General features: G+C 61.7%; 23 protein-coding genes. 13 read left to right on the top strand and 10 right to left on the bottom strand.

Annotated features, from left to right (window positions below):
* Positions 1-2: 2 nt before the first annotated feature.
* The gene (locus ACQ4W7_RS13645; RefSeq protein WP_426071854.1) at positions 3-1592 is read right to left on the bottom strand and encodes a M48 family metalloprotease; all 1590 of its coding nucleotides are present in this window, start codon (positions 1590-1592) and stop codon (positions 3-5) included.
* 196 nt (positions 1593-1788) lie between these two features.
* On the opposite strand from ACQ4W7_RS13645, the gene moaC reads away from it, so the two are divergent.
* Complete coding sequence (gene moaC / locus ACQ4W7_RS13640; protein WP_426071853.1) at positions 1789-2295, top strand: cyclic pyranopterin monophosphate synthase MoaC; 507 nt, start codon at positions 1789-1791, stop codon at positions 2293-2295.
* Here moaC and ACQ4W7_RS13635 read toward each other — a convergent pair whose 3' ends face one another.
* A complete protein-coding gene (locus ACQ4W7_RS13635; RefSeq protein ID WP_436531102.1) occupies positions 2296-2676 on the bottom strand; it encodes a DUF6713 family protein in 381 nt (126 codons plus the stop codon).
* Between the two features lie 163 nt (positions 2677-2839).
* On the opposite strand from ACQ4W7_RS13635, the gene ACQ4W7_RS13630 reads away from it, so the two are divergent.
* Complete coding sequence (locus ACQ4W7_RS13630) at positions 2840-3562, top strand: flagellar brake protein (RefSeq protein WP_426071851.1); 723 nt, start codon at positions 2840-2842, stop codon at positions 3560-3562.
* A 21-nt stretch (positions 3563-3583) separates the two neighbouring features.
* On the opposite strand, the gene ACQ4W7_RS13625 is transcribed toward ACQ4W7_RS13630, so the two are convergent.
* The 6 genes from ACQ4W7_RS13625 to recA all read right to left on the bottom strand — a co-directional run bounded on the left by ACQ4W7_RS13625 (position 3584) and on the right by recA (position 9287).
* Positions 3584-4048: a pilin gene (locus ACQ4W7_RS13625; RefSeq protein ID WP_436531100.1), complete on the bottom strand. Its 465-nt coding sequence runs from the start codon at positions 4046-4048 to the stop codon at positions 3584-3586.
* A gap of 213 nt (positions 4049-4261) precedes the next feature.
* Positions 4262-5143 carry a succinate--CoA ligase subunit alpha gene (gene sucD / locus ACQ4W7_RS13620; protein ID WP_426071849.1) on the bottom strand — a complete coding sequence of 294 codons (882 nt, stop codon included), beginning with the start codon at positions 5141-5143 and terminating at the stop codon, positions 4262-4264.
* A 13-nt stretch (positions 5144-5156) separates the two neighbouring features.
* Positions 5157-6326 (bottom strand): ADP-forming succinate--CoA ligase subunit beta, encoded by a 1170-nt coding sequence (gene sucC / locus ACQ4W7_RS13615; protein ID WP_426071848.1) that lies wholly within the window; start codon positions 6324-6326, stop codon positions 5157-5159.
* 76 nt (positions 6327-6402) lie between these two features.
* Positions 6403-6963 carry a DUF2889 domain-containing protein gene (locus tag ACQ4W7_RS13610; RefSeq protein WP_426071847.1) on the bottom strand — a complete coding sequence of 187 codons (561 nt, stop codon included), beginning with the start codon at positions 6961-6963 and terminating at the stop codon, positions 6403-6405.
* A 523-nt stretch (positions 6964-7486) separates the two neighbouring features.
* On the bottom strand, positions 7487-7942 hold the full coding sequence (gene recX, locus ACQ4W7_RS13605; RefSeq protein WP_426072169.1) for a recombination regulator RecX: 456 nt from the start codon (positions 7940-7942) through the stop codon (positions 7487-7489).
* 238 nt (positions 7943-8180) lie between these two features.
* Positions 8181-9287, bottom strand: coding sequence for a recombinase RecA (recA, locus tag ACQ4W7_RS13600; protein WP_426071846.1), 1107 nt, complete (start codon positions 9285-9287; stop codon positions 8181-8183).
* Between the two features lie 241 nt (positions 9288-9528).
* Here recA and ACQ4W7_RS13595 point away from each other — a divergent pair, with 241 nt between their 5' ends.
* The 5 genes from ACQ4W7_RS13595 (at position 9529) to ACQ4W7_RS13575 (ending at position 15493) form a co-directional block, all read left to right on the top strand.
* Positions 9529-10263, top strand: coding sequence for a response regulator (locus tag ACQ4W7_RS13595; RefSeq protein ID WP_426071845.1), 735 nt, complete (start codon positions 9529-9531; stop codon positions 10261-10263).
* Entirely contained in the window at positions 10260-11798 is a 1539-nt protein-coding gene (locus ACQ4W7_RS13590; protein ID WP_426071844.1) for a sensor histidine kinase, read from the top strand. The genes ACQ4W7_RS13595 and ACQ4W7_RS13590 overlap by 4 nt, the downstream gene beginning before the upstream one ends.
* A complete protein-coding gene (locus ACQ4W7_RS13585) occupies positions 11791-12105 on the top strand; it encodes a DUF4212 domain-containing protein (protein WP_426071843.1) in 315 nt (104 codons plus the stop codon). Before ACQ4W7_RS13590 ends, ACQ4W7_RS13585 begins: the two co-directional genes overlap by 8 nt.
* Positions 12102-14150 carry a sodium:solute symporter family protein gene (locus ACQ4W7_RS13580; protein ID WP_436531096.1) on the top strand — a complete coding sequence of 683 codons (2049 nt, stop codon included), beginning with the start codon at positions 12102-12104 and terminating at the stop codon, positions 14148-14150. The genes ACQ4W7_RS13585 and ACQ4W7_RS13580 overlap by 4 nt, the downstream gene beginning before the upstream one ends.
* 116 nt (positions 14151-14266) lie before the next feature.
* On the top strand, positions 14267-15493 hold the full coding sequence (locus ACQ4W7_RS13575; RefSeq protein ID WP_426071841.1) for a 6-phosphofructokinase: 1227 nt from the start codon (positions 14267-14269) through the stop codon (positions 15491-15493).
* Here the strand turns inward: ACQ4W7_RS13575 and ACQ4W7_RS13570 are convergent.
* Positions 15490-16338 (bottom strand): IclR family transcriptional regulator, encoded by an 849-nt coding sequence (locus tag ACQ4W7_RS13570; protein ID WP_436531094.1) that lies wholly within the window; start codon positions 16336-16338, stop codon positions 15490-15492. The two genes, ACQ4W7_RS13575 and ACQ4W7_RS13570, sit on opposite strands and share 4 nt — an antisense overlap.
* A 163-nt stretch (positions 16339-16501) precedes the next feature.
* On the opposite strand from ACQ4W7_RS13570, the gene ACQ4W7_RS13565 reads away from it, so the two are divergent.
* Positions 16502-18118, top strand: coding sequence for a GMC family oxidoreductase (locus tag ACQ4W7_RS13565; RefSeq protein ID WP_436531092.1), 1617 nt, complete (start codon positions 16502-16504; stop codon positions 18116-18118).
* Between the two features lie 126 nt (positions 18119-18244).
* Positions 18245-19576: an MFS transporter gene (locus ACQ4W7_RS13560; protein WP_436531090.1), complete on the top strand. Its 1332-nt coding sequence runs from the start codon at positions 18245-18247 to the stop codon at positions 19574-19576.
* A gap of 67 nt (positions 19577-19643) precedes the next feature.
* On the opposite strand, the gene purM is transcribed toward ACQ4W7_RS13560, so the two are convergent.
* Positions 19644-20687, bottom strand: a complete 1044-nt coding sequence (gene purM / locus ACQ4W7_RS13555; RefSeq protein ID WP_426071837.1) for a phosphoribosylformylglycinamidine cyclo-ligase — start codon at positions 20685-20687, stop codon at positions 19644-19646.
* A 188-nt stretch (positions 20688-20875) separates the two neighbouring features.
* On the opposite strand from purM, the gene ACQ4W7_RS13550 reads away from it, so the two are divergent.
* From ACQ4W7_RS13550 to pcnB, 4 genes are all read left to right on the top strand, one after another.
* Positions 20876-21958 (top strand): AI-2E family transporter, encoded by a 1083-nt coding sequence (locus ACQ4W7_RS13550; protein WP_426071836.1) that lies wholly within the window; start codon positions 20876-20878, stop codon positions 21956-21958.
* 99 nt (positions 21959-22057) lie between these two features.
* Positions 22058-22726, top strand: a complete 669-nt coding sequence (gene hda / locus ACQ4W7_RS13545; protein ID WP_034788687.1) for a DnaA regulatory inactivator Hda — start codon at positions 22058-22060, stop codon at positions 22724-22726.
* Positions 22726-23397, top strand: coding sequence for a histidinol-phosphatase (locus ACQ4W7_RS13540; RefSeq protein WP_426072168.1), 672 nt, complete (start codon positions 22726-22728; stop codon positions 23395-23397). The genes hda and ACQ4W7_RS13540 overlap by 1 nt, the downstream gene beginning before the upstream one ends.
* Positions 23390-24766, top strand: coding sequence for a polynucleotide adenylyltransferase PcnB (pcnB, locus tag ACQ4W7_RS13535; RefSeq protein WP_436531087.1), 1377 nt, complete (start codon positions 23390-23392; stop codon positions 24764-24766). The genes ACQ4W7_RS13540 and pcnB overlap by 8 nt, the downstream gene beginning before the upstream one ends.
* Positions 24767-24769: the final 3 nt, after the last annotated feature.

Genomic DNA, 24769 nt, shown 5'->3' with positions numbered 1-24769 from the left:
GGCTAGCCTTTCTGATCCTTGATCTGTTCGCGGCGCTTTTCCTGCAGTTCGCGCTCGCGCGCATCGATCACGGCCTGGTCGTAAAAAGTTGCGTCCGTCGATTTGCGGGCGATCGTCAGCTGGTCCAGCGCGGCCATGGTGGCGCCCTGCAGCACGTAGGATTCGGCCAGCGCCATGTGCTGCAAGGTCATCTTGCCCTGGTCCGCATAAGCTTTCGCCAGTAAATCATACAGTTCCGGCTCTTCCTTGTAGAGCTGCACCTGGTCGCGCAGGTACAAGGTTGATTGCTCCAGCTTGCCGGCAGCCATCAACGCTTCCGCATACTGATGGGCAATGCCGCGCGAGAGGGGAAACTGCTGGCGCGCCGCGTCCGCCGCCTTCATGGCTTGCTGCGCCACCTCCTTCTTCTGCGCCGGCATCAACAGCACTTCCAGCCCCATCGCTGCCAGCAGCGAATTGGGGCCCTGCGTGCCACCCGAGGTGAACACATTCGGCCCGGCCGGCTGGTGCAGGGCGGCATGAGCCGCGTCGAGCTCCTTCTGGGCATCAGAGGGCTTGCCCTGCTTGACGGCGACAAAGGACAAGCCGTAATGTGCGGCCACCACCTGGAAACGGCTTTGCTGTTCCAGCTGCGTCTTGAAGACCGCCTTGGCATTCAGCAGGCCTTGCACGCTTTCATCCTGCAGCACGCGGGCGCGCGCCCGAGCCAGGTGGAAACTCAGGCTGTCCGGACGCTGCTTGTAGGGCTGCTCGCGGATGCGTGCCTGGATGTCGGCGATGCGCTCCGTCGTCAGCGGGTGCGTCTGCAGATAGGCGGGCATCAGGTCGCTGTACGAACGGCTGGCCGCTTGCATGCGGCCGAAGAAGGCTACCATGCCGGTGGTGTCGAAACCGGCCTCGCCCATGATCTGGAAACCGATGCGGTCGGCCTCGCGTTCGGCGTCGCGGCCGAAATTGAGCTGGCGCTGGATGGCCAAGCCTTGGCCGGCGGCAAACACGCCCAGCGCCACGTCGCCGCCCGCGCGCGAGGCCAGCGCCGCCAGCAACATGGCCGCCAGCGGCATCAGGGCATCCTGGCGCTGCTGGCCCAGCATGCGCGCGATATGGCGCTGCGCCACGTGGCCGATCTCGTGCGACAGCACGGAAGCCAGTTCCGCCTCCGTTTGCGCCGCCAGCACCAGGGCCGAATGGACGCCGATGAAACCGCCGGGCAAGGCAAACGCGTTCAACTGGGGATCGCGCACGGCAAAGAAAAAATAGTCGTAATTCGTTTCGCCGCGCACGCTGGGGCGGGCCGCCACGAGGGCGTTGCCGAAGGTATTCAGGTATTCCAGCAAGGGCGCATCGTCGAGGTAGTCGCGGTCGCCGCGAATGCCGCGCATGATTTCTTCGCCGATCTTGCGCTCCATCGCCGGCGACAGGTCTTCGCGCGAGGTATCGCCCAGGTTCGGCAGATTCGGCGCCGGCGGCACAGCCAGCGGCGTCCAGTTGCCGGCCGGCTTGGCCGCCACGCTGGCGGCTGGCGCCGCCGACGCGGACGTATAGGTTTGCGCCAGCGCAAACGGCGCCGCCAGCCACAATGCAGCCAGCATGGATGTGCGCCAGGAGCGGCGCAGCCATGCCGCACCGGCGTTTTCAAGTACGGTCGGAAGGGTAGTTTTCGAATTCACGGGTGCTATCATACCTTGTTAGCGGCGCCCATTCCCACGCGACAAGCATGCGCTATGCCAGTGGCATGATGCGGTGACATGGCGTGCCGCACCCCCACTCCTCACCTATTTTGACGCCATGACAACAGCAGACAAGCAAGCCCCCGCCGGGGAACTGACCCATTTCGACGCCACGGGCCAGGCCCATATGGTTGACGTGGGCAGCAAGGAAGACACGCGCCGCAGCGCCGTGGCCGCCGGCAGCATCCGCATGCAGCCCGCCACCCTGGCCTTGATTATGTCCGGCAACGCCAAGAAAGGCGACGTGCTGGGCATCGCCCGCATCGCCGCCATCATGGGCGCCAAGCGCACCAGCGACCTGATTCCCCTGTGCCACCCGCTGGCCCTCACGCGCGTCACCGTCGACTTCGAAGTCGATGAAGCGGCCAACAGCGTGCACTGCCGCGCCCAGGTCGATACCACGGGCAAGACGGGCGTGGAAATGGAAGCGCTCACTTCCGTGCAGATCGGCTTATTGACCATCTACGACATGTGCAAGGCCGTCGACCGGGGCATGGTCATGACCAACGTGCGCGTGTTGGAAAAGCATGGCGGCAAGTCGGGCGATTGGCACGCCGAGCTGTAACTATGCTGGCTGGCGCGCCAGCTGGCCCAGGACGCGGCGCAAGTCACACAGCAGCCAGACGGCACTGACCAGGCACAGCACGATGATGAGCACGGACAGGGGCAGGTGAAATTGCTCCTGCCCGGCCAGCGCAAAGCCGGCATGGATCAAACACGTTCCCACGCCCAGCGCGGCGCACACGCCCGCATACAGGGGCGCCCGCGGGGTTGCCAGCAGCACGTGCCGGTAGCCCACCAGTACCACGGCAATGGCTGCCAAGTTAACTACCAGGAAACCCTGGATGCCGCCCGGCACATGAAACATCTCCCACTCTTTCCAGTAGGCAGCGTCGATTTGATGCAGGAACAGTGACAACATCGTCCAGAAGTAGCTGCGAGGCATAAGATTTACATTCTTCAATATTGACGCGATTGTAAAGCCTGCACCGCGCACCTGCACGCGCGCAGGGTATTTTTCGATGCCAGTATGAATTTCATTGATATAAGTGCTTTTTCATCAAGAAATCATGCATACTGCGAATCGACAATATCAGGATGAGCATCGCATGACAAGCAACAAGCCCGCCGCGGAAAGCAAGCTCCAGGACTTCGAATTCGAGGCGATGAATCTGCAGGTGGGCGGACGCATCCAGTTCATCACGCACCGCACCATCAAACCCATCCAGCATTTCTCGACCGTGATTGGCTATGTGAAAGACGAGTACCTGATCGTCAAGATTCCCATGGAAAACGGTGCGTCCATCGTGCTCAACGAGGGCGACAAGCTGACCATCCGCGTGTTTTCCGGCGTCACCGTGTGTTCGTTTGCGTGCAGCGTGCTGCGCATCTTTGGCCGCCCGCTCAATTATGTGCACCTGAGCTTTCCCGACGCCATCCAGGGCACCAGCCTGCGCACGGCCATGCGCGTGAAAGTGGACATTCCGGCGCAGCTAAGCTACCGCGACGTGGCGGCCGTGCCCGTGTTCATCGTCAACCTCAGCGTCTCGGGGGCGCTGATCGAGGCGCCCAGCATGCTCACGCCGGACGACGAGGGCGTCGCGCTCAGCTTTACCCTGCTGGTGCAACCGAACAAGCATCAGATGCGCGTCAATACGCGCGCACGCATCCAGAACGTCAGCGTGGGCAAGCCGTCGAATGGCAATGCGGCCGATGTCGCCGAAATCTATACGTATGGCGTGCAATTCATCGACCTGGAACCGACCCACTACACCCTGCTGCAAAACCTCACCTATGAAGCGCTGATCGCAGACCGGCAAAAAATCGTCTGACACGGACGCGGCAGGCGCCGCTCACTGCGTCGCCACCACCTTGGGAATATTGCTCCTGGTAATGGCTTCCTTGGCCGCCGCATTCGTCACGCTGGTGCTATTGAACCAGCTCAGGCTGCTGGTGCCGACCTGCAGCTCCATGCTCACCGTCTGGCCACCCATGCCGCTGCCCATGTCGCCCGCCAGCGTCAGCTCGATATTGCCCTTGTCGACCTTGGCGCCGGCCACTTCGCGCGTCGGGCTAAACACGGGGATGGCGCTGGGCACGGCCGGGGTGGGAGTGCTGCAAGCGGTCGCCAAGCCCCCGTTTTCCTGCACGCACAGGGCCACGGCTGTCTTCAGCGGCGCGGCCGCCGCCAGCACGTTGCTGACCTTGGCCCGCATCGTATAGTCGCCGTACTGGGGAATGGCCACGGCCGCCAGGATGCCGGCGATGGCCACCACGATCATCAGTTCTATCAGGGTAAATCCGCTCTGCGCGCGCATCGTATTCTCCCATTGTGCATTGCTCGTGCCGTGCACGGTGCAAGCGCCATGCCAGCGGCGCGCCCGGGCAGCGGCGGTACACGTGGAAAGAAAAATGACACATTTGGGCAGGTTTGGACCAGCGCCGTCGCTCCAGGCCGGAAACTGGCCTGTCTTGCGGACGAAAAAAAGGAGCCGAAGCTCCTTTTTTATACTGCGTGAACCTGGCTGGAATTACAGCATGGCTTTCAGCAGACGCGCCATTTCCGACGGGTTTTTGGTCACGGTGATGCCGCAAGCTTCCATGATTTCCAGCTTGGCTTGTGCCGTATCGGCACCGCCCGAGATCAGCGCGCCGGCGTGGCCCATGCGCTTGCCTGGAGGAGCGGTGACGCCAGCGATGAAGCCAACGACCGGTTTTTTCATGTTGTCTTTGATCCAATAAGCCGCGTTGGCTTCGTCCGGACCGCCGATTTCGCCGATCATGATGACCGCGTCGGTATCTGGATCATCATTGAACATTTTCATGATGTCGATGTGCTTCAGACCGTTGATCGGGTCGCCGCCGATGCCGACTGCCGACGATTGGCCCAGGCCCAGTGCGGTCAGCTGACCCACTGCTTCATAGGTCAGGGTGCCCGAACGCGACACCACGCCGATACGGCCTTTTCTATGGATGTGACCTGGCATGATGCCGATCTTGATTTCGTCTGGCGTGATCAAGCCTGGGCAGTTAGGGCCCAGCAGCAAGGTTTTGCTATTGGCTTTAGCCATGCGGTCTTTCAACGCCATCATGTCGCGCACAGGAATGCCTTCGGTGATGCAAATGGCCAGATCCATTTCAGCTTCGACAGCTTCCCAGATCGCCGCTGCCGCGCCTGCTGGCGGCACGTAGATCACGGACACATTGGCGCCGGTTTCTTTTTTCGCTTCCGTCACGGTAGCGAAAATGGGAATGCCTTCGAAGTCTTCGCCGGCTTTCTTCGGATTCACGCCTGCCACGAAGGCAGCTTTGCCGTTCGCGTAGTCGCGGCAACCGCGGGTGTGGAACTGGCCGGTCTTGCCGGTGATCCCTTGGGTGACGACTTTGGTATCTTTATTGATCAGAATGGACATGTTGATTCCTTAATTAAGCTTGACCGGCAGCAGCGGCAACGACGCTCTTGGCTGCATCTTCCATGGTGTCGGCTGCGATGATAGGCAGACCGGAATCGGCCAGCATCTTCTTGCCCAGGTCTTCGTTGGTGCCCTTCATGCGCACGACCAGCGGTACGTTCAGCGAGACAGCTTTCACCGCGGCGATAACGCCTTCAGCGATCACGTCGCAACGCATGATGCCGCCGAAAATGTTCACCAGGATGGCTTTCAGGCCTGGGTTTTTCAGCATGATCTTGAACGCTTCGGTCACTTTTTCTGCCGTGGCGCCGCCGCCGACGTCCAGGAAGTTGGCTGGCTCGCCGCCGAACAGTTTGATGGTGTCCATGGTAGCCATGGCCAGGCCGGCGCCGTTCACCAGGCAACCGATATTGCCGTCAAGCGAAATGTAAGCCAGGTCGAATTTCGACGCTTCGATTTCAGCTGGATCTTCTTCGTCCAGATCGCGCAGGGCGACGATTTCCGGATGACGGAACAGGGCGTTCGGGTCAAAGTTGAACTTGGCGTCCAGGGCGATGACTTTGCCGCTGCCGGTGACGATCAACGGATTGATTTCGGCCAGCGAGCAGTCGGTTTCCCAGTACGCTTTGTACAGGCCTTGCAGGTTGACGCGAGCGTCGGCGATGGAACCGGCAGGCACGCCGATTTTGGCCGCGATATCGTCTGCCTGGGCATCGGTCAGGCCAACGCCCGGATCGATGGTGACGTGGTGGATCTTCTCTGGGTGGCTCTCGGCCACTTCTTCGATGTCCATGCCGCCTTCGGACGACGCCATCAGGACGATTTTCTGGGTGACGCGGTCGGTGACCAGCGAAACGTACAGTTCTTGTTTGATGTCGGCGCCTTCTTCCACCAGCAGGCGGTTGACTTTTTGGCCTTCGGCGCTGGTCTGGTGCGTGATCAGCTGCATGCCCATGATCTGGTCGGCGTATTGCTTGACCTGTTCGATCGATTTTGCCACTTTCACGCCGCCTCCCTTGCCGCGGCCACCTGCGTGGATCTGCGCCTTGACGACCCATACCGGACCGCCCAGGGTTTCCGCAGCCTTGACGGCTTCGTCGACGGACATGCACGCAATACCGCGTGGTACCGTCACTCCATACTGCCGGAGGATTTCTTTGGCTTGATACTCATGGATTTTCATGCTGGCTTCCCTTCTGATACTGATGTGTAAAAATACGGTTAGTGGTGCAAAAAAAACAGGAAAAACAGCGCCGGGGTCACGCTTTGGCTACCCAGCGCGGGTAATACTGTGCAACCGCCCCGCCATCGGTGCGCAGGGCGTGACACTTGTCGAGTTGAAACGGCTTTTCATGCGACAAATCAGCATTCTCACCGTCGCGGGTCGACCAGACATCGCCGGCAAATGCCTGAACCGCCGCAGTCGGCAAGACTTGCGCCAGTTCGGTCAAATGGGTACAGCCGGCGATTCCCGCCAGGCGCTGTTTCAAGTCGCGGCGGAAATTCTTCAATAAATTCAGACCGATCAGCGCCCTGTAAGCGGGGCCGATGGTATCGCAAAAACCGGGATAGGGTACGGAATCGGAGGCAGCTTCGGCCTCGACGATGGTCAGTTCGTGATCGACGGTAATGCGTAAGTGGAGGTCATGCAGGGGAGTGCCGGCGGGACGGGGGCCGGAGGCCAGCATCGCGTCATAGCTTTTGATATCGGTGATACGAGCGTCAATATCCCACAGGCCGTCGTCGCGCACATACGCTTGGACGTCGATAACGCGGGAGTGCCGTAGGGCGCGCCGGGATACGGGAGTTGACAGGGGCATAAGACCGATGCCGCTTGCGCGGCCATAATTTAGTAAGCAGCCATGTGCCTAAAGCACGCTATTCGCAGCTTCTACGAACAGCAACCGCACCTGCGGCGCCGCAAAAACCCTAAAAGTGTAGCACATTGGGCGCTGGTTGCGCCGCAACATAATTTTTCATTGCTCCAATAAAAACATTTCAATGTACAAAGAATGCCCATGGAAATTGATGCTGTTATCACGCATAGTGATGATAGATATGGCCGACGCGCGCCGCGAAATACCTCAACTTGCCGCGCCTGCCCTGCAGGCGGCAGCACGGGCAGACCCGGCCGCACGCAGCGCAACAATATGCCATCCTATTGACAAGCGGATGACAAGGAAAGTGAACTTACCAGTAAAACAATGATTTGCAACGAGGCTGGCTTGCAGGCAAGGCATAGGGCAGCTATCAACTGTTGCAGAAGGAACACAGCGGGGCCACGGTGGGCAGGCCCGCGCACAGACTTGAACTTTGGCCAGCGGGACGTCCCGTGGCGCGCGCCTAGTCTTCTTCCGGCTCCAGCCCCTTCAAGGCCACGTGCACGGCGCGCTGCGAGAAGCCGCGCTGCATCAGAAAGCGCATCTGCTTGTTACGCTGTTCGGCATCCTGCGCCACTTGGCCGAATTTACGGCGCCACACTTCACAGGCGCGCGCGGTCTCGCCTTCGGCCAGGCCCGCCTTGAGTTCCTGCAGCGCCTCGCCACCAATGCCATGGCTTTGCAATTCCGCCATGATGCGACTATTGCCGAAACGGGCCGAGCGGCGATGGATCAGCGATTCGGAAAAACGCTCCTGCGACAGCCAGTTGGCCTGCTCCAGGCTGTCGAGCAAGGCTTCCACATCATCGTCCTCCTGCGCATGCCGCTGCAACTTGCGCCGCAATTCCATGCGGCTGTGTTCGCGCATCGACAGAAAGCGTAGCGCCCTGCCCTTCAGGCTTAGTTGTACCGCTGCCATCATTCCACCCTATCGTCCATCACATCAACACAAGCGATATACCGTCAAACGCCGGCCAGACACCGCTCAAAAACACCGTCAAAAGCACAAATGCCGCCTGGCGCATGGGCGCGAGGCGGCATTCATTGTAGATCTTTTGCGCAGCAAGCCACGGCGCAACCGCCCGCAGCCTGCTGCGGGCAAGGCCAGCCGAAACTGGCCGTGCCGCAACAGCTGACTAGCCTGCTGATTTGCCTGCTTACTCGGCGAGCTTGGCTTCCGCAGCCTTGGCAGCCTTGTCAGCGGCTTTATCCGCTTTTTCCGGCTTTTCAGCAGCCAGCGGTGGCAGTTCGCGCACGCCCAGCGAAGCGCGGACCTTGTTTTCGATCTCGCGGGCCAGCGCCGGACGCTCTTGCAGGAAGGCACGGGCGTTGTCCTTGCCTTGGCCGATGCGTTCGCCGTTGTAGCTGTACCACGAACCGGATTTTTCCACGATCTTGGCATCTGAGCCCAGATCCAGGATTTCGCCTTCGCGCGAGGTGCCGGCGCCGTACAGGATGTCGAAGTGCGCTTCCTTGAACGGTGGCGCGATCTTGTTCTTGACGACCTTGACTTTGGTTTCGTTGCCGATCACTTCATCGCCAGACTTGATCGAACCGGTGCGGCGGATATCCAGGCGCACGGAGGCGTAGAATTTCAGCGCATTGCCGCCCGTGGTGGTTTCCGGGCTGCCGAACATCACGCCGATTTTCATGCGGATCTGATTGATGAAGATGACCAGGGTATTCGTACGGTTGATAGAACCGGTCAGTTTGCGCAGGGCTTGCGACATCAGGCGCGCTTGCAAGCCTGGCAGGGAATCGCCCATGTCGCCTTCGATCTCGGCGCGTGGCGTCAGTGCGGCTACGGAGTCGATGACGACGAGGTCGACACTGCCCGAACGCACGAGGGCGTCGCAGATTTCCAGCGCCTGCTCACCCGTGTCCGGTTGCGAGATCAGCAATTCGTGCAGGTTCACGCCCAGCTTTTGCGCGTAACCGACGTCCAGCGCGTGCTCGGCATCGATAAAGGCGCAAGTGCCGCCCAGTTTTTGCATTTCAGCAATGGTTTGCAGGGTCAGGGTGGTTTTACCCGACGATTCCGGACCGTAGATTTCCACCACGCGGCCGCGCGGCAAGCCGCCCACGCCCAGCGCGATATCGAGGCCGAGCGAACCGGTCGACACGACTTGCACTTCTTCGATCACCGCGCTGGCATCCATGCGCATGACCGAACCTTTGCCAAACTGCTTCTCGATCTGCGCCAGTGCGGCGGCGAGCGCCTTGGCTTTTTCCGATGCGGGTACTACAGCTTTTTTATCGTCCATATGTTCTTTCAGCCGTTCTACAGTTGCGAATCCATTTGAATCCTGCAGCCTGCGATAGCGCCAGTGGGTTAAATTCTTTACACAGACAGTACTGTATAAAAAAACAGTGATCAATGCAAGCGGAACGTGGATTTGTTTTGAAACAGATCAATACAAGCCTGGTTTTTCACAAAAACTCGCTACCTTGCGGAAAATGAAACACAATACAAACTTCTACCGCCGCAAGCATAGGAAGTGCACCATGCGTATTTTACTTGCCGAAGACGACAGCGTGCTGGCCGATGGCCTGACCCGCTCGCTGCGCCAGTCCGGTTATGCGATCGACTACGTCCAGACCGGCCAGGAGGCCGACACGGCCCTGTCCACCCAGGAATTCGACCTGCTGATTCTCGACCTGGGCCTGCCAAAGATGTCCGGCCTGGAGGTGCTGCGCCGCCTGCGCGCGCGCGCCTCGCTGCTGCCGGTGCTGATCCTGACGGCCGCCGATTCCATCGAACAACGCGTGAATGGCCTCGACCTGGGTGCCGATGATTATATGGCCAAGCCGTTCGCCCTGTCGGAACTGGAGGCAAGAGTGCGTGCCCTGACGCGCCGCGGCGCCGGCGGTGGCGCCACCGTCATCAAACACGGCCCCCTCAGCTACGACCAGGTGGGGCGCAGCGCCTACATCAACGACCAGATGCTCGACCTGTCGGCGCGCGAACTGGGCTTGCTGGAAATCTTGCTGGGCCGGACCGGCCGCCTCGTCTCGAAAGAACAGCTGGTCGACCACCTGTGCGAATGGGGCGAAGAAGTGTCGAACAACGCCATCGAAGTGTATGTGCACCGTTTGCGCAAGAAGATCGAGGTGGGCGGCGTGCGCATCGCCACCGTGCGCGGCCTCGGCTATTGCCTGGAAAAATACTCGGAAGCGGCGCGCCTGAACGCCGAAGCGGGCGAGTCAGCAAGCCCGGCCAGCGGACCCGCCAGCAAGTGAAGGCGCGCGAAGCGCCAGCGGACGAGGCGGACGACGACGACTGGTTCGAGCCGCCCACCACGGAGCAGGATGACACCATCGAGCATTCGCTGTTTGGCGAAATCCTCGACTGGATGCTGGCGCCCTTGCTGCTGCTATGGCCGATGAGCATCGCCATCACCTATCTGGTGGCCAAGGGCATCGCCAATCAACCGTTCGACCATGCGCTGGAAGACAGCGTGACCGTGCTGACGCAACAGGTCAAGCAAGCCGACGGCGCGATGCTGCGCCGCGTGCCGGATAAGAACAGCAGTAACAAGGGCCGCGACTTCCTGCGCGGCGACGATGTCGACACCCTGTATTACCTGGTGGTGGGCGGGCACGGCGAATACCTCGACGGCGACCGCGACTTGCCGCCACCGCAAGACCCCGACAAATACCGCAGCGGCATGGTGCTGTTTCGCAACGACACCATCCACGGCACGCCCGTGCGCGTGGCGTTCAGCTATCTCGACATGCCGTCCAGTACCGACGACGAACCGGGCCGCGCGCTGGTGCAAGTGGCCGAGACGCTGGAAAAGCGTGCCCAGCTGGCCAATGAAATCATCAAGGGCGTGATCTTGCCGCAATTCATCATCCTGCCCGTGATCCTGGCCCTGGTCTGGTTTGCCCTGGCGCGCGGCCTGTCGCCGCTGGCGCAATTGCAGGAGCGCATACGCGCGCGACCGCCCGACGACCTCTCCCCCATCGAATCGGGCCAGGTGCCCGAGGAAATCACGCCACTGGTCGGTTCGCTCAACGAGATGCTCGCGCGGCTATCTCTATCGATCGACATGCAGAAACGCTTCATCGCCGATGCCGCGCACCAGATGAAAACGCCGCTGGCCGGCATGCGCATGCAATCCGAGCTGGCCCTGCGCCAGACCGACCACGACGAGATTCACCGCTCGCTGCTGCAGTTGGCGAAAAGTTCGGAAGCGGCCACGCGCCTGGTCAACCAACTGCTGGCTCTGGCACGCGCGGAAAACCAGCCGCAGGCGGGCACGGCTTTCGAACCGATCGAGCTGAGCGAACTGGCGCGCGACGTGGTGCAGGACTGGGTGCAAGCTTCGTTTGCCCAGCATATCGACCTGGGGTTCGAACAGCCAGCGTATTCGATCATGATTTCCGGCAATGCCATGATGCTGCGTGAACTGCTGAGTAATCTGATCGACAATGCCCTGCGCTACACGCCGGCTGGCGGCAGCGTCACAGTGCGCGTGCGCAGCACCCTGGAACTGGCCATCCTGGAAGTGGAGGATACAGGCCCCGGCATACCGCCGGCCGAGCGGGCGCATGTGTTCGAACGCTTTTACCGTATTCTCGGCAGCAATGTCGACGGCAGCGGACTGGGCCTGGCCATCGTGCGTGAAATTGCTCAGCAACATGGTGCCGAAGTCGATATTGTTAACAATCCGCGCGCGCAGTCGCCGAAGTTGCCGGGCACCCTGCTGCGCCTGAGCGTCGCCCTGCTGCTGCCCGACGTGCCGGAAGAGGATGACATCACGTATGGATAAGCCGAGCACAACCGTTCTCCCGGCACGGCCGGTGCGTACGCCCAGCCCCGAACTGCAGGCGCGCCGTGATGTCCACTGGCACAAGACGCGGCGCCTGACGGCCATCCTGCTGCTGATCTGGCTGCTGACGGGCTTTCTGACCGTGTTTTATGCGCGCGAACTGTTGCATCTGAATCTGTTCGGCTGGCCGTTGCCTTTCTACATGGCGGCCCAGGGCGCCTCGCTGGTCTACCTGGCCATCATCGCCTTCTATGCCTGGCGCATGCGGCGCCTGGACCGGGCTTTTCATGCCGAGGAGCAAGCATGAGCGGCCAGCGCAGCTTCTTTGCCCGGCTGAGCCGCTACTACCTGCTGTTTACCGCCGGTTTTGCCGCCTTCCTGCTGGCGCTGGCGGTGCTGGAACAGGAAGGCATGCCGCGCGCGTGGATCGGCTACCTGTTCATGCTGGTCACCATCACCCTGTACGCCACCATCGGCGTCATCAGCCGCACCTCGAACGTCACCGAATACTATGTGGCAGGGCGCCGGGTGCCGGCCATGTTCAACGGCATGGCCACGGCCGCCGACTGGATTTCGGCCGCCAGCTTCATCAGCCTGGCCGGGGGCCTGTACCTGAACGGTTTCGACGGCCTGGCCTTCATCATGGGCTGGACGGGCGGCTATTGCCTGGTGGCGCTATTGATCGCCCCCTATTTGCGCAAGTTCAGCCAGTACACGATTCCCGATTTCCTCGCCGCCCGCTACGGCAGCGGCACCGACAAGCGCGGCGCCAGCGTGCGCGTGGTGGCCGTGGCCGCCACCATCATCGTGTCATTTACGTATGTGGTGGCGCAGATCTATGCCGTCGGCCTGATCGCCTCGCGCTTCACGGGCGTGGATTTTTCCGTCGGCATCTTCCTGGGCCTGGCCAGTATCCTGGTCTGCTCCTTTCTTGGCGGCATGCGCGCCATCACCTGGACGCAGGTGGCGCAGTACATCATCATCCTGGTCGCCTTTCTGATTCCCGCCATATGGCTGTCGGTCAAACACGCGGACAATCCCGTGCCGCAGATCGCCTACGGCAAGGTGTTGCCGCAACTGAGCGCGCGCGAACACGTGCTGGAAACGGACCCAAAAGAAAACGAAGTGCGCGCCATCTTCCGTCAGCGCGCGCACAGCTACCAGGCGCGCATCGCCGGCTTGCCCGGTTCCTGGGAGCAAGGCCGCCTGACGGCCCAGCGCCAGCTTGATAGTTTGCGCCAGCGCAATACTTCGCTGTTTGACATCCGCAACGCGGAGCGCTACCTGATTGCCTATCCGAAAAGCCCGGACGAGGCACGCGTGCTGTGGCAGGCGGCGCAGGTGCAGAATCAAAAACGCGCCGAACCGATCATTCCGCACGCGCAGCCGTTTCCCGCCGCGGACCGCGAGCAGTCCGACATCAAGCGCAACAATTTCCTGGCCCTCGTGTTTTGCATGATGCTGGGCACGGCCGCCCTGCCGCATATCCTGATGCGATCCTACACCACGCCCTCCGTGCACGAAACGCGCGTGTCCGTCTTCTGGACCCTGTTTTTCATCTTGTTGATCTACCTCACGATTCCCGCGCTGGCCGTGCTGGTCAAGTACGATATTTACTCGGCACTGGTAGGCACGCAATACACGAACCTGCCCACCTGGGTGTCGTACTGGGCCAATGTGGACAAGCTCAGCCCCCTGATCAGCATCGTCGACGTCAACCGCGACGGCATCGTGCAACTGGCGGAAATTTCCATCGACGCCGACGTGCTGGTGCTGGCCACGCCCGAGATCGCCGGTCTGCCTTATGTGATTTCCGGACTGGTGGCGGCCGGCGGCCTGGCCGCCGCGCTGTCGACGGCGGACGGCTTGCTGCTGGCCATTTCCAATGCCCTGTCGCACGACATCTATTACAAGGTGGTCGATCCCAGCGCCTCGACGCAAAAGCGCGTGACGATTTCAAAATTGCTGCTGCTGGCCGTGGCTTTCATCGCCGCCTATGCGGCCTCGCAAAAGCCGGCCGATATCCTGTCGTTGGTGGGCGTGGCGTTTTCCCTGGCCGCCTCGACCCTGTTCCCGCCGCTGGTGCTGGGCGTCTTCTGGAAACGCGCCAATTACCAGGGGGCGCTGGCCGGCATGCTGGCCGGCTTTGGCGTGTGCCTGTATTACATGTTGCACACCAGCACCATGCTGGGTGGCAATGCCAGCGGTCAATGGATGCATATCGCGCCCATTTCCGCCGGCATCTTCGGCGTGCCGGCCGGCCTGGCCGCCGCCATCCTGGTCAGCTGGCTGACACCAGCGCCGGGACGCCGCAGCATGGGGCTGGTGGAACATATCCGGGCGCCGGAATAAGCGCGCAGCCAGGCCTGGGATGACGTGGAGAAATTGCTCGACCGAAATATCGAAAAAGGCAGCGCCCCGGCAAAAAAAGAGTAGGCTGGAGGGCCGTTCATTTACCAGGAAATCCCATGCCGTCTGGAAAAATTCTTGTTGCCCAGGGAGGCGGCCCGACCGCCGTCATCAACCAGTCGCTGGTGGGCGTGGTGCTCGAATCGCGGCGCTTCCAACACGTCACGCGCGTGTATGGCGCACTGCACGGCGTGCGCGGCATCGTCAATGAAGAGTTCGTCGATCTGACGCAGGAAACCAGCCACAACCTGGAACTGGTGGCCGCCACGCCCTCCTCGGCGCTCGGCTCGACGCGCGACAAGCCCGATATTGCCTACTGCCATCAAATCTTCGAAGTGCTGCGCGCGCACGAGATCGAACACTTCTTTTACATCGGCGGCAATGACTCGTCCGACACTGTGCGCATCGTCAGCGAGGAAGCGCACAAGGCCGGCTATCCGCTGCGCTGCATCCACATCCCGAAAACCATCGACAACGACCTGGTCGGTAGCGACCACACGCCGGGCTTTCCCTCGGCCGCGCGCTTCGTCGCGCAAGCGTTCGCAGGCGCCAACCTCGACAATGCAGCCTTGCCCGGCGTCTACGTGGGCGTGGTGATGGGTCGCCACGCGGGCTTTTTGACGGCCGCCTCGGCGCTGGGCAAGAAGTTCCCCGACGATGGCCCGCACCTGATCTACTTGCCCGAACGCGTCTTCGTGTTGGAAAAATTCCTCGCTGACGTGAAGGCCACGTATGAAAAATACGGCCGCTGCGTGATCGCCGTCTCGGAAGGCATCCACGACGCCTCGGGCGAACCGATCGCCAGCCTGCTGGCCAAACAGGTGGGCGATGAGGTGGAACGCGATGCGCACGGCAATGTGCAATTGTCGGGCACGGGCGCGCTGGCCGACCTGCTGTGCGACGAAATCAAGGCAAAGCTCGGCATCAAGCGCGTGCGCGGCGATACCTTCGGCTATTTGCAGCGCTCCTTCATCGGCTGCGTCTCTGATGTAGATCAACGCGAAGCGCGAGAAGTGGGTGAGAAGGCAGTGCAATTCGCCATGTGGGGCGACCGCGATGGCTCTGTCGCCATCAAGCGCACGGGCTTTTATTCCGTCGACTACGAGCTGCTGCCCCTGACGGACGTGGCGGGCAAGACGCGCACCATGGAAGACGAATTCATCAGCGCCAGCGGCACGGACGTGACCGATGCCTTCCGGCTGTATCTGCGCCCGCTGCTGGGCTCGGGCATGCCGGACGCCTTCCGCCTGCGTGCCGCCAAAGTAGCGAAGGTCTTGAAACCTTAGCTGTTTTCCGCCAGCAATAGCGGCCGCAACTTGCCGGCCGCTTCTTTCAACTGCGGCACGTGCTGCATCAGCTGCTCCACGGATTTGCGCGCCACGGGCGCGTGGCAAGCGACGGCCGCCACGATGCGCCCGTCGGCCGCGCAGATGGGCACGGCCACGGCCACCATGCCGTGCACGAATTCCTCGTCATCGATGCCGATGCCCAGGCGGGCGATGCGCACGATCTCGCGTTCCAGCAGCACGGGATCGGTGATGCTTTTCGGCGTGCGCGCCTCCAGGCTCAGCATGGCCAGCAATGCGCGCCGCTCCAGCAAATTCATGTGCGCCAAAAACAGCTTGCCGCTGGCCGTGCAATGCATGGGCGCGCGCGTGCCCAGCACCAGATGCAGGCGCAGCGGTTCCTGCGTTTCCACCCGGTCCACATACACGATCGCATTGCCCTCGGGAATGGCGAGGTTGCACGTCTCGCCCGTGGCAGCCACCAGGCTGCCCAGGATGCTGCGGCTTACGCGGATCAGGGCATTGTTGCGCAGGGTGGCCAGCGCCAGGTTGGTTGACGCAGCACCGGGCACATAGCCGCGTCCCACGGGCGTGCGCAGCACATAACCATGTTGCTCCAGCGTATCGAGCAAACGCATCATGCTGGCCTTGGGCACCTGCATGCGCGCGGCCAGCTGCGACAAGGTCAAGGGCTGGCTGGCGCTGGCCAGATGCTCGATCAGGCGCAGCACGCGCAAGCCCCGCGCCTCGTCGCCATGGCTGGCCGCCGCATTGGCAGCCACCGCGCTACCCGCCGAGCTGTCTTCTTCGGCCCCGGCCTGCCGTTTTTGAAACGCATCATGCATGTTCTGTTTCACCTCTCGCGTATGCGGATGTTTCCGCTTGTCCCGGTGCTGCACGTCTTTTATAAATGGAACCAGACGTTCCACAAATAATCAATAGAGATCAGTGTATCGCAAAAAACGCCCGCCGAGGCGGCGCGATACCGCAACGCAGGAGACAACAGCAATGTTACAAACACACTACGATTACATCGTCGTCGGCGCCGGTTCCGCCGGCTGCGTGCTGGCCAACCGCCTGTCGCACGACAGCAACAACAAAGTGCTTCTGCTGGAAGCGGGCGGCAAGGACAACAATCCATGGATACACGTGCCGGTCGGCTATTTCAAGACCATGCACGATCCCAAGCTGGACTGGTGCTACCGCACGGAAGCGGACGCCGGCATCGCCGGGCGCCAGTTGCAATGGCCGCGCGGCAAGGTACTAGGCGGCTCCAGCTCGCTCAACGGCTTGCTGTACGTGCGCGGCCAGAAAGAAGATTACGACCGCTGGGCCGAACTGGGCAATGCTGGCTGGAGCTATGCCGAGGTGCTGCCCTATTTCAAGAAATCGGAAGACCAGGAGCGCGGTGCCAGCGACTACCACGGCGTGGGCGGTCCCTTGAAAGTGTCGGACCTGCGGCTGCGCCGTCCCATCGCGGAACACTTCATCGCCGGCGCCACGGAAAGCGGCATCCCCTTCAATGCCGATTACAACGGCGCCACGCAGGAAGGCGTCGGCTACTTCCAGCAGACGGCCAGCAAGGGCTTGCGCTGGAGCACGGCGAAGGCCTTTTTGCGCCCGGCCCGCAAGCGCGCGAACCTGCGCGTGGAAGTGCGCGCGCAAATCACGCGCGTACTGTTCGAGGGCAAGCGCGCCGTCGGCATCGAATACCGGCAGGATGGCCAGCTGCGCCAGGCGCGCGCCAGCGGCGAAGTGATTTTATGCGCGGGCGCCATCGGCTCGCCGCACATCCTGCAATGCTCGGGCGTCGGTCCGCGCGCGCTGCTCGCCGACGTAGGTGTGCCGCTGATACACGACTTGCCCGGCGTGGGGCAGAACCTGCAAGACCACCTGCAAATCCGCCTGGTCTTCAAGACGCGCCTGAAAACCCTGAACGATGAAGTCAACAGCCTGTGGGGCAAGCTGTGGGTGGGCATGCAATATGTGTTTTCCCGCTCCGGACCTTTGACGTTGGCGGCCAGCCAGGTGACGGTGTTTACCAAATCCTCGCCCGAAGTGGAGCGGCCCGACATCCAATTCCACATGCAGCCACTAAGCGCCGACAAGCCGGGCGAAGGCGCGCATCCGTTTTCCGCCTTCACGTCGTCCGTGTGCCAGCTGCGCCCGTACAGTCGCGGCCACGTGTCGATCAAGTCCGCCGATCCCCTGGTCTATCCGGGCATTCATCCGAACTACCTGTCCGACCCGCGCGACCAGCAGACGGCGATCGCCGCCCTGCGCGTGGCGCGCCGGATCGCCGCCGCGCCGTCGCTGGCGCCGCACATCATTTCCGAGTTCGTGCCCGGCCCGCAGTTCGAGACGGATGCGCAGCTCCTGGACGCGGCGCGGCGCTTCAGCCAGTCGATCTACCACCCCAGCGGCACTTGCAAGATGGGGCATGACGCCATGGCCGTCGTCGATGAGCGCCTGCGCGTGCACGGCATGCAGAACCTGCGCGTGGTCGATGCGTCGATCATGCCGGAAATCGTCTCGGGCAATACGAACGCCCCCACCATCATGATCGCCGAAAAAGCGGCCGACATGATCCTGATGGATGCCGTGCGCCTGCCGCAAGCGGCTTGACCCACCCATACCATTCCCTGCAAGGAGGATGCCAGCGGCGGGCAGACGGCCCCGCCTCCATTTAATGGCGACAAGCCAAGCACCAGAAAAAAACACATAATCGATATCGATTGGAGACTAGATATTATGGATAACAATCCGAGCAATCCGAAAAAAGCCAAAGAGCTACGGAAAGTCGTGATGGCCAGCGTGATCGGCGCCACCATCGAATGGTATGACTTCTTCCTGTACGGCGTGGTCGCCGGCATCGTATTCAGCAAGCTGTATTTCCCGGGAGGCGATCCGCTCGTCTCGACCATGCTGGCCTACGGCACCTTCGCCGTGGGTTTTTTGTCGCGCCCCATCGGCGGCGTGATCTTCGGCCACTTCGGCGACAAGATCGGCCGCAAGAGCATGCTGGTGATGACCCTGATGATCATGGGCATTTCCACCTTCCTGATCGGCGTGCTGCCCACCTATGAGCACATCGGCTACTGGGCGCCCGGCCTGCTGCTGGTCCTGCGCGTGCTGCAGGGCATCGGCCTCGGTGGCGAGTGGGGTGGCGCCGTGCTGATGGCGTATGAATATGCGCCGCCGAAAGAGCGCGGCTTCTATGCCAGCCTGCCGCAGATCGGCCTGGCCATTGGCCTGTGCCTCGCGTCCGGCGTGGTGGCGATGCTCTCGTACAGCTTGAGCGATGCGCAATTCCTGTCCTGGGGCTGGCGCGTCGCCTTCATCCTGTCGGCCGCCCTCGTCTTCATCGGCATGTGGATACGCCTGAACGTGATGGAGACGCCGGAATTCCAAGCTGTGAAAGAGAAAAACGCGGAGACGCAGATTCCGTTCTTCGATCTCTTGAAACGCTATCCGGGCAACGTCTTGAAGGGCATGGGCGCGCGCTATATCGACGGCGTATTCTTCAATATCTTCGGCGTGTTTTCCATCACTTATCTGACCAACACCATCAAGATAGATCGCACGGAAGCGCTGATGGGCGTGATGGCGGCGGCTGTCGTGATGTGCTTTTGCATCCCCTTCTTCGGCCGGCTGTCGGACCGCATCGGCCGCAGCAAGGTATTTTTCTGGGGTTCGCTGATCACGGGCGTGTCGTCGATTCCCGCCTTCTGGATCATGCTCCATCACGCCGACAATCCGCTGCTGTTGTGGTGTTCCGTGATCATCCCGCTGGGCGTGCTGTATTCGGCCGTGTACGGCCCGGAAGCGGCCCTGTTCTGCGACCTGTTCGACGCCAAGGTGCGCTACACGGGCATCTCCTTCGTGTACCAGTTCTCCGGCATCTTCGCCAGCGGCCTGACACCCATCATCGCCACCTACCTGCTCAAGACGGGCAAGGGCGAGCCGTGGCACATCGTCGGCTACATCCTGTTCGCCTCCCTCGTCTCGGCCGTCAGCGTGGCCATGATCGGCAGGGGCGGCTCGCAGCCGGACGGCCGCATGAAGCCGGCGCACGCGCGCTAGGCGACATCCGGGCGTTAAAAAAAGCAGGCCTCTCGCAAGTGCCTGCCTTTTCTATGCGTGCTAAAACTTAGATCACGATGGTCTGGTGCTCGTCGCCGTTACGCGCGCGGATGGTGCCGATGCGCGAGACGCTTTCACCGGCCGCTTGCAACTGGGCGATGGCGGCTTCCGCGTTTTCCTGCGAGACGATGACGGTCATGCCGATGCCGCAGTTGAAGACGCGGTGCATCTCGGCGTCAGCCACGCCGCCGTGCTGTTGCAGCCACGTGAACAGCGGCGGCATGGTCCATGCCTTCGAATCCAGCTCGGCCACCAGGCCAGGCTGCAGCACGCGCGGAATGTTTTCCACCAGGCCGCCACCGGTGATGTGCACCATGCCTTTGACTTCCATTGCGTCCATCAGCGCCAGCAGCGGCTTGACGTAGATGCGCGTCGGCTGCATCAGCACGTCGGCCAGCTTGCGGCCATGGAAGTCGCCTTCCAGGTCCGGTTTCGCCACTTCGATGATCTTGCGCACCAGCGAATAACCGTTCGAGTGCACGCCCGACGAGGCCAGGCCCAGCACCACGTCGCCCGGAGCGATCTTGGTGCCGTCGATGATTTTCGATTTTTCCACGGCGCCGACGGCAAAACCTGCCAAGTCGTATTCGCCGGCCGGGTACATGCTCGGCATTTCCGCCGTTTCGCCGCCGATCAGCGCGCAGCCAGCTTGTTCGCAACCCTGGGCGATGCCCTTGATGACGTCGGTGGCGATGGCCACGTCCAGCTTGCCGCAAGCGAAGTAGTCGAGGAAGAACAACGGCTCGGCGCCTTGCACCAGGATGTCGTTGACGCTCATGGCGACCAGGTCGATGCCGACCGTGTCATGGCGGTTCAGTTCGAACGCCAGGCGCAATTTGGTGCCCACGCCGTCGGTGCCCGAGACCAGCACCGGTTCCTTGTACTTCTTGCTGATTTCAAACATGGCGCCAAAACCGCCCAGGCCGCCCATCACGCCTTCGCGCAGGGTGCGCTTGGCAAACGGCTTGATTGCTTCGACTAAAGCGTCACCTGCGTCGATATCGACGCCAGCGTCACGGTAGGAAAGGGAAACATTAGAAGTCTGGTTCATGGTGTGGTGGCAGCGGAGGCGGTAAAATAGAAGGCGGATACCCGCCGGCACGCGCGCGCAAGTATGTTTTTCAACATCGTGCGCCAGGGCGCCAGCGGGTGAATTCGGTCGATCAAGTCGCTATTTTATCAAACTGCCCCGCAATTTCGTAATTAACTGCCTTTTTTTAACGCAACAGCACAAACTACATGCCATTCGCCATCACCGCAGAACAGAAGCAAACAGCATTTTGGATCGCGGTCTGGCTGGCATTCTTGCTGCTGCTCGTCAGCCTCGGCCCCATCCTGACGCCCTTCCTGGCCGCCGCCATCCTCGCCTATGTGCTCAATCCCGGCGTGGACCGATTGCAACGCCTGCATTACAAGCGCTTTTACGTGCCCCGTCCGCTGGCCGTGCTGGTCGTCGTGGTGTTGTTTTTCCTCGCCATTACGGCGCTGGTGCTGATTGTCGTGCCGGTATTGCAAAAGGAAATTCCCTTGCTGCAGGCGCAAATCCCGCAGTTCCTGAGCAAGGCGAACGACTTCCTGGCGCCAAAACTGCGCGACCTGGGCATCCGCGTGCGTCTTGATGGCACGGGCATCAAACGCATGCTGAGCCAGCAAATGGCCACCAGCGGCGATGAAATCTGGAGCACCGTGCTGGCTTCGGCACGCATCGGCGGCACGGCCGTGCTGGGCTGGCTGGCCACCGTGGTGCTGATTCCGGTGGTGCTGTTCTACCTGTTGCTGGACTGGCATCCGATGCTGGCGCGCATCGCCGGCACCGTGCCGCGCCGCTGGGTGGGCCGCACGGTGGGCATGGCGCAGGAAGTCGATACCCTGCTGGCGCAATACCTGCGCGGCCAGTTGCTCGTCATGCTGGTGCTGGCCACGTATTACTCGGTGGCGCTGGCCATCGCCGGTTTTGAAGTGGCATTGCCTGTCGGCATCATCACGGGCTTGCTGGTGTTCATCCCCTACCTGGGCTTCGGCCTGGGGCTGATGCTGGCGCTGATCGCCGCCCTGCTGCAATTTGCCGACTGGAGCGGCGTGATCGCCGTGGCCGTCATCTATGGCTGCGGCCAGGTCATCGAGGGCTTTTTCCTCACGCCGCGCCTGGTAGGCGAGCGCATCGGCCTGAACCCCCTGGCAGTGATCTTCGCCTTATTGGCTTTCGGGCAATTGTTTGGTTTCGTCGGCGTTTTGCTCGCCTTACCCGCTTCTGCCGTCCTGATGGTCGCTTTTAAGCATCTAAGACGCCACTACCTGTCCAGCACCTTCTATAATGCATGATAGGGTACCCGATACGGCTACAATGTGAAACCAATAACAAACTAACAATAGCGACGACGACGCATACGCAGTAATGAAAAACAGGACAAGGCGTACGCCATGAAACAACTGGTGCTCGATTTAGGCACAGACCAGGCGCACAGCCTCGATACCTTCGAGGTGGGACAGAATGCCGAAGTGGCGCAGCTAATGCGCCAGTTCGCCGCGCGCACCTCGCGCGAACATTTTGCCTACCTGTGGGGCGAACTGGCCGCCGGCAAGAGCCATCTGCTCAAGGCCCTGGCCAGCACTGAGCGCGCGCGCTATATTTCGCCATTCTCGATCGAGTCCGAATTCGTGTATTCGCCTGACGTGGATTTGTACCTGCTCGACGATTGCGAAAAGCTGTCGCCGCTGGCGCAGATCGATGCCTTTGCCCTGTTCAATGAAATCCGCGCCAACAAGGCCTACATGGTGTGCAGCGGCGCCGTGCCGCCGGCCGTGTTGCCCGTGCGCGAAGACTTGCGCACACGCATGGGCTGGGGTCTGATCTATCAAATCCACGGCTTGACCGACGATGAAAAAATCGCCGCCCTGACCCAGGCGGCCACCACCCGCGGCTTGACCTTATCGCCGGGCGTGTTACCCTATCTGCTGTCCCATTTCCGGCGCGACATGCGTTCGCTGTCGACGATGCTGGACTCTCTCGACCTCTACTCCCTTGAAACCCAACGCCCGATCACCTTGCCATTGTTGCGCGAGTTGCTGCAGGCGGAAGCGAAAGAATGATGAATCTGGCCCTGTTTGACCTCGACCACACCCTGCTGCCCATCGACTCGGATCACGAGTGGGGCGAATTCCTGGTACGCATCGGTGCCGTGGACGCCGCCGAATTCACCCGCCGCAACGACGAATTTTTCGCGCAATACCAGGCCGGCACGCTCGATCCGGTGGAATACCTGGAGTTTTCCCTCGGCACGCTGGCGCAGTTCCCGCGCGAACGCCTGGAAGCGCTGCACCAGCAATTCATGGCCGAAGTGGTCTTGCCGGCAATCCGCCCGGAAGTCGTGGCCTTGCTGAAGCAGCACCAGGATGCGGGCGATTTGCTGGCCATCGTCACGGCCACCAACCATTTCATCACCAAGCCCATCGCCGATGCGCTGGGTGTCGAGCACCTGCTGGCCGCCATGCCCGAATACGACGCCAAAGGCAATGTCACGGGCAAGCTGCTGGGCACGCCGACCCTGGGCGCGGGCAAGCTGACCCACACCCACGCCTGGCTGGAAAAGATGGGCAAGGAGCTGGGGCAGTTCGAGCGCAGCTATTTTTACAGCGATTCACACAACGACATTCCCTTGCTGTCGGTCGTTACCCACCCTGTAGCGACCAACCCCAACACCGCTTTGAGCGCACACGCATCCCTCCACGGCTGGCCATCACTCCACTTATTCAATGATTAAAAAATTCATCCGCAAGATCCTCGGCGTTAAAAAAGAGGCAGCGCGCGACACCACGGCAGCCATCGTGCTCGGTCCTGCGCAACACGGAATCGACCCGAAACTGGTGTCGTCGAATGCCATCCGCGTCACCAGCAGCCTGCAGGAAGCGGGTTTCGAAGCCTTTGTCGTCGGCGGCGCCGTGCGCGACCTGCTGCTGGGCGTGAAGCCGAAAGACTTCGATATCGCCACCAACGCCACGCCGGAACAGGTCAAACGATTGTTCCGCCGCGCCTTCATCATCGGCAAGCGCTTCCAGATCGTGCACGTGATGTTCGGCCAGGATTTGCTGGAAGTGACGACCTTCCGCGGCGCCGGTGCCGACTCCGCGCCCAAGGATGAACATGGCCGCGTCCTGCGCGACAATACCTTTGGCTTGCAGCACGAAGATGCGCTGCGCCGCGACTTCACCATCAACGCCATGTACTACAACCCGGCCACGCAGGAAGTGCTGGATTACCATGGCGGTGTGGAAGACATCCGCGCCAAGACCCTGCGCATGATTGGCAAGCCGGAAGAGCGCTACCGCGAAGACCCCGTGCGCATGCTGCGCGTGGTGCGCTTTGCCGCCAAGCTGAAATTCACCATCGAGCCGCACACGGCCGCGCCGATTCCCATCATGGCGCCGCTGATCAACAACGTGCCCGCGCCGCGCGTGTTCGACGAAATGCTGAAACTTCTGATGAGCGGCCACGCGCTGGCCTGCCTGCAGCAGCTGCGCAAGGAAGGCTTGCATCACGGCTTGCTGCCGCTGCTCGACGTAGTGCTGGAACAGCCGCTGGGCGCGAAATTCGTCACCCTGGCGCTGGATGCCACGGATCAACGCATCGCCGCCGGCAAGACCGTCTCGCCGGGCTTTCTGTTTGCCTCGCTGCTGTGGCACCAGGTGTTGGAAAAATGGACGGCCTACCGCGCCGCCGGCGAGTCGACCATCCCCGCGCTGCACCTGGCGGCCGACGACGTGCTCGACTCGCAAACGGAAAAGCTGGCCCTGCAGCGCAAGATCGGCTCCGACATGCGCGACATCTGGTCGATGCAACCGCGCTTCGAGCGCCGCGTGGGCAAGGCGCCGCATAAACTGCTGGAACACCTGCGCTTCCGCGCCGGCTACGACTTCCTGCTGCTGCGCTGCGCCTCGGGCGAGATCGATACCGAGATCGGCGAGTGGTGGACAGCCTTCTACGAGGGCGACGAGGAAACGCGCGAAGCGTTGCTCGTCAGCGCCAATGCCGCGCCGGGCGCCGCCAAGAAAAAACGCCCGCCACGCCGCAGCACGCGCAGCAAGACTGGCAGCGGCACGGGCAGCACCAGCGGCAGCACCGGCGAGGATTGAACG

Origin of the sequence: Janthinobacterium algoris (assembly GCF_051380935.1) — a bacterium.
Lineage (GTDB): Bacteria > Pseudomonadota > Gammaproteobacteria > Burkholderiales > Burkholderiaceae_D > Janthinobacterium.
The sequence above is the reverse complement of the archived record's forward strand: the minus strand, read 5'-3'. Positions and strand labels throughout refer to the sequence as shown.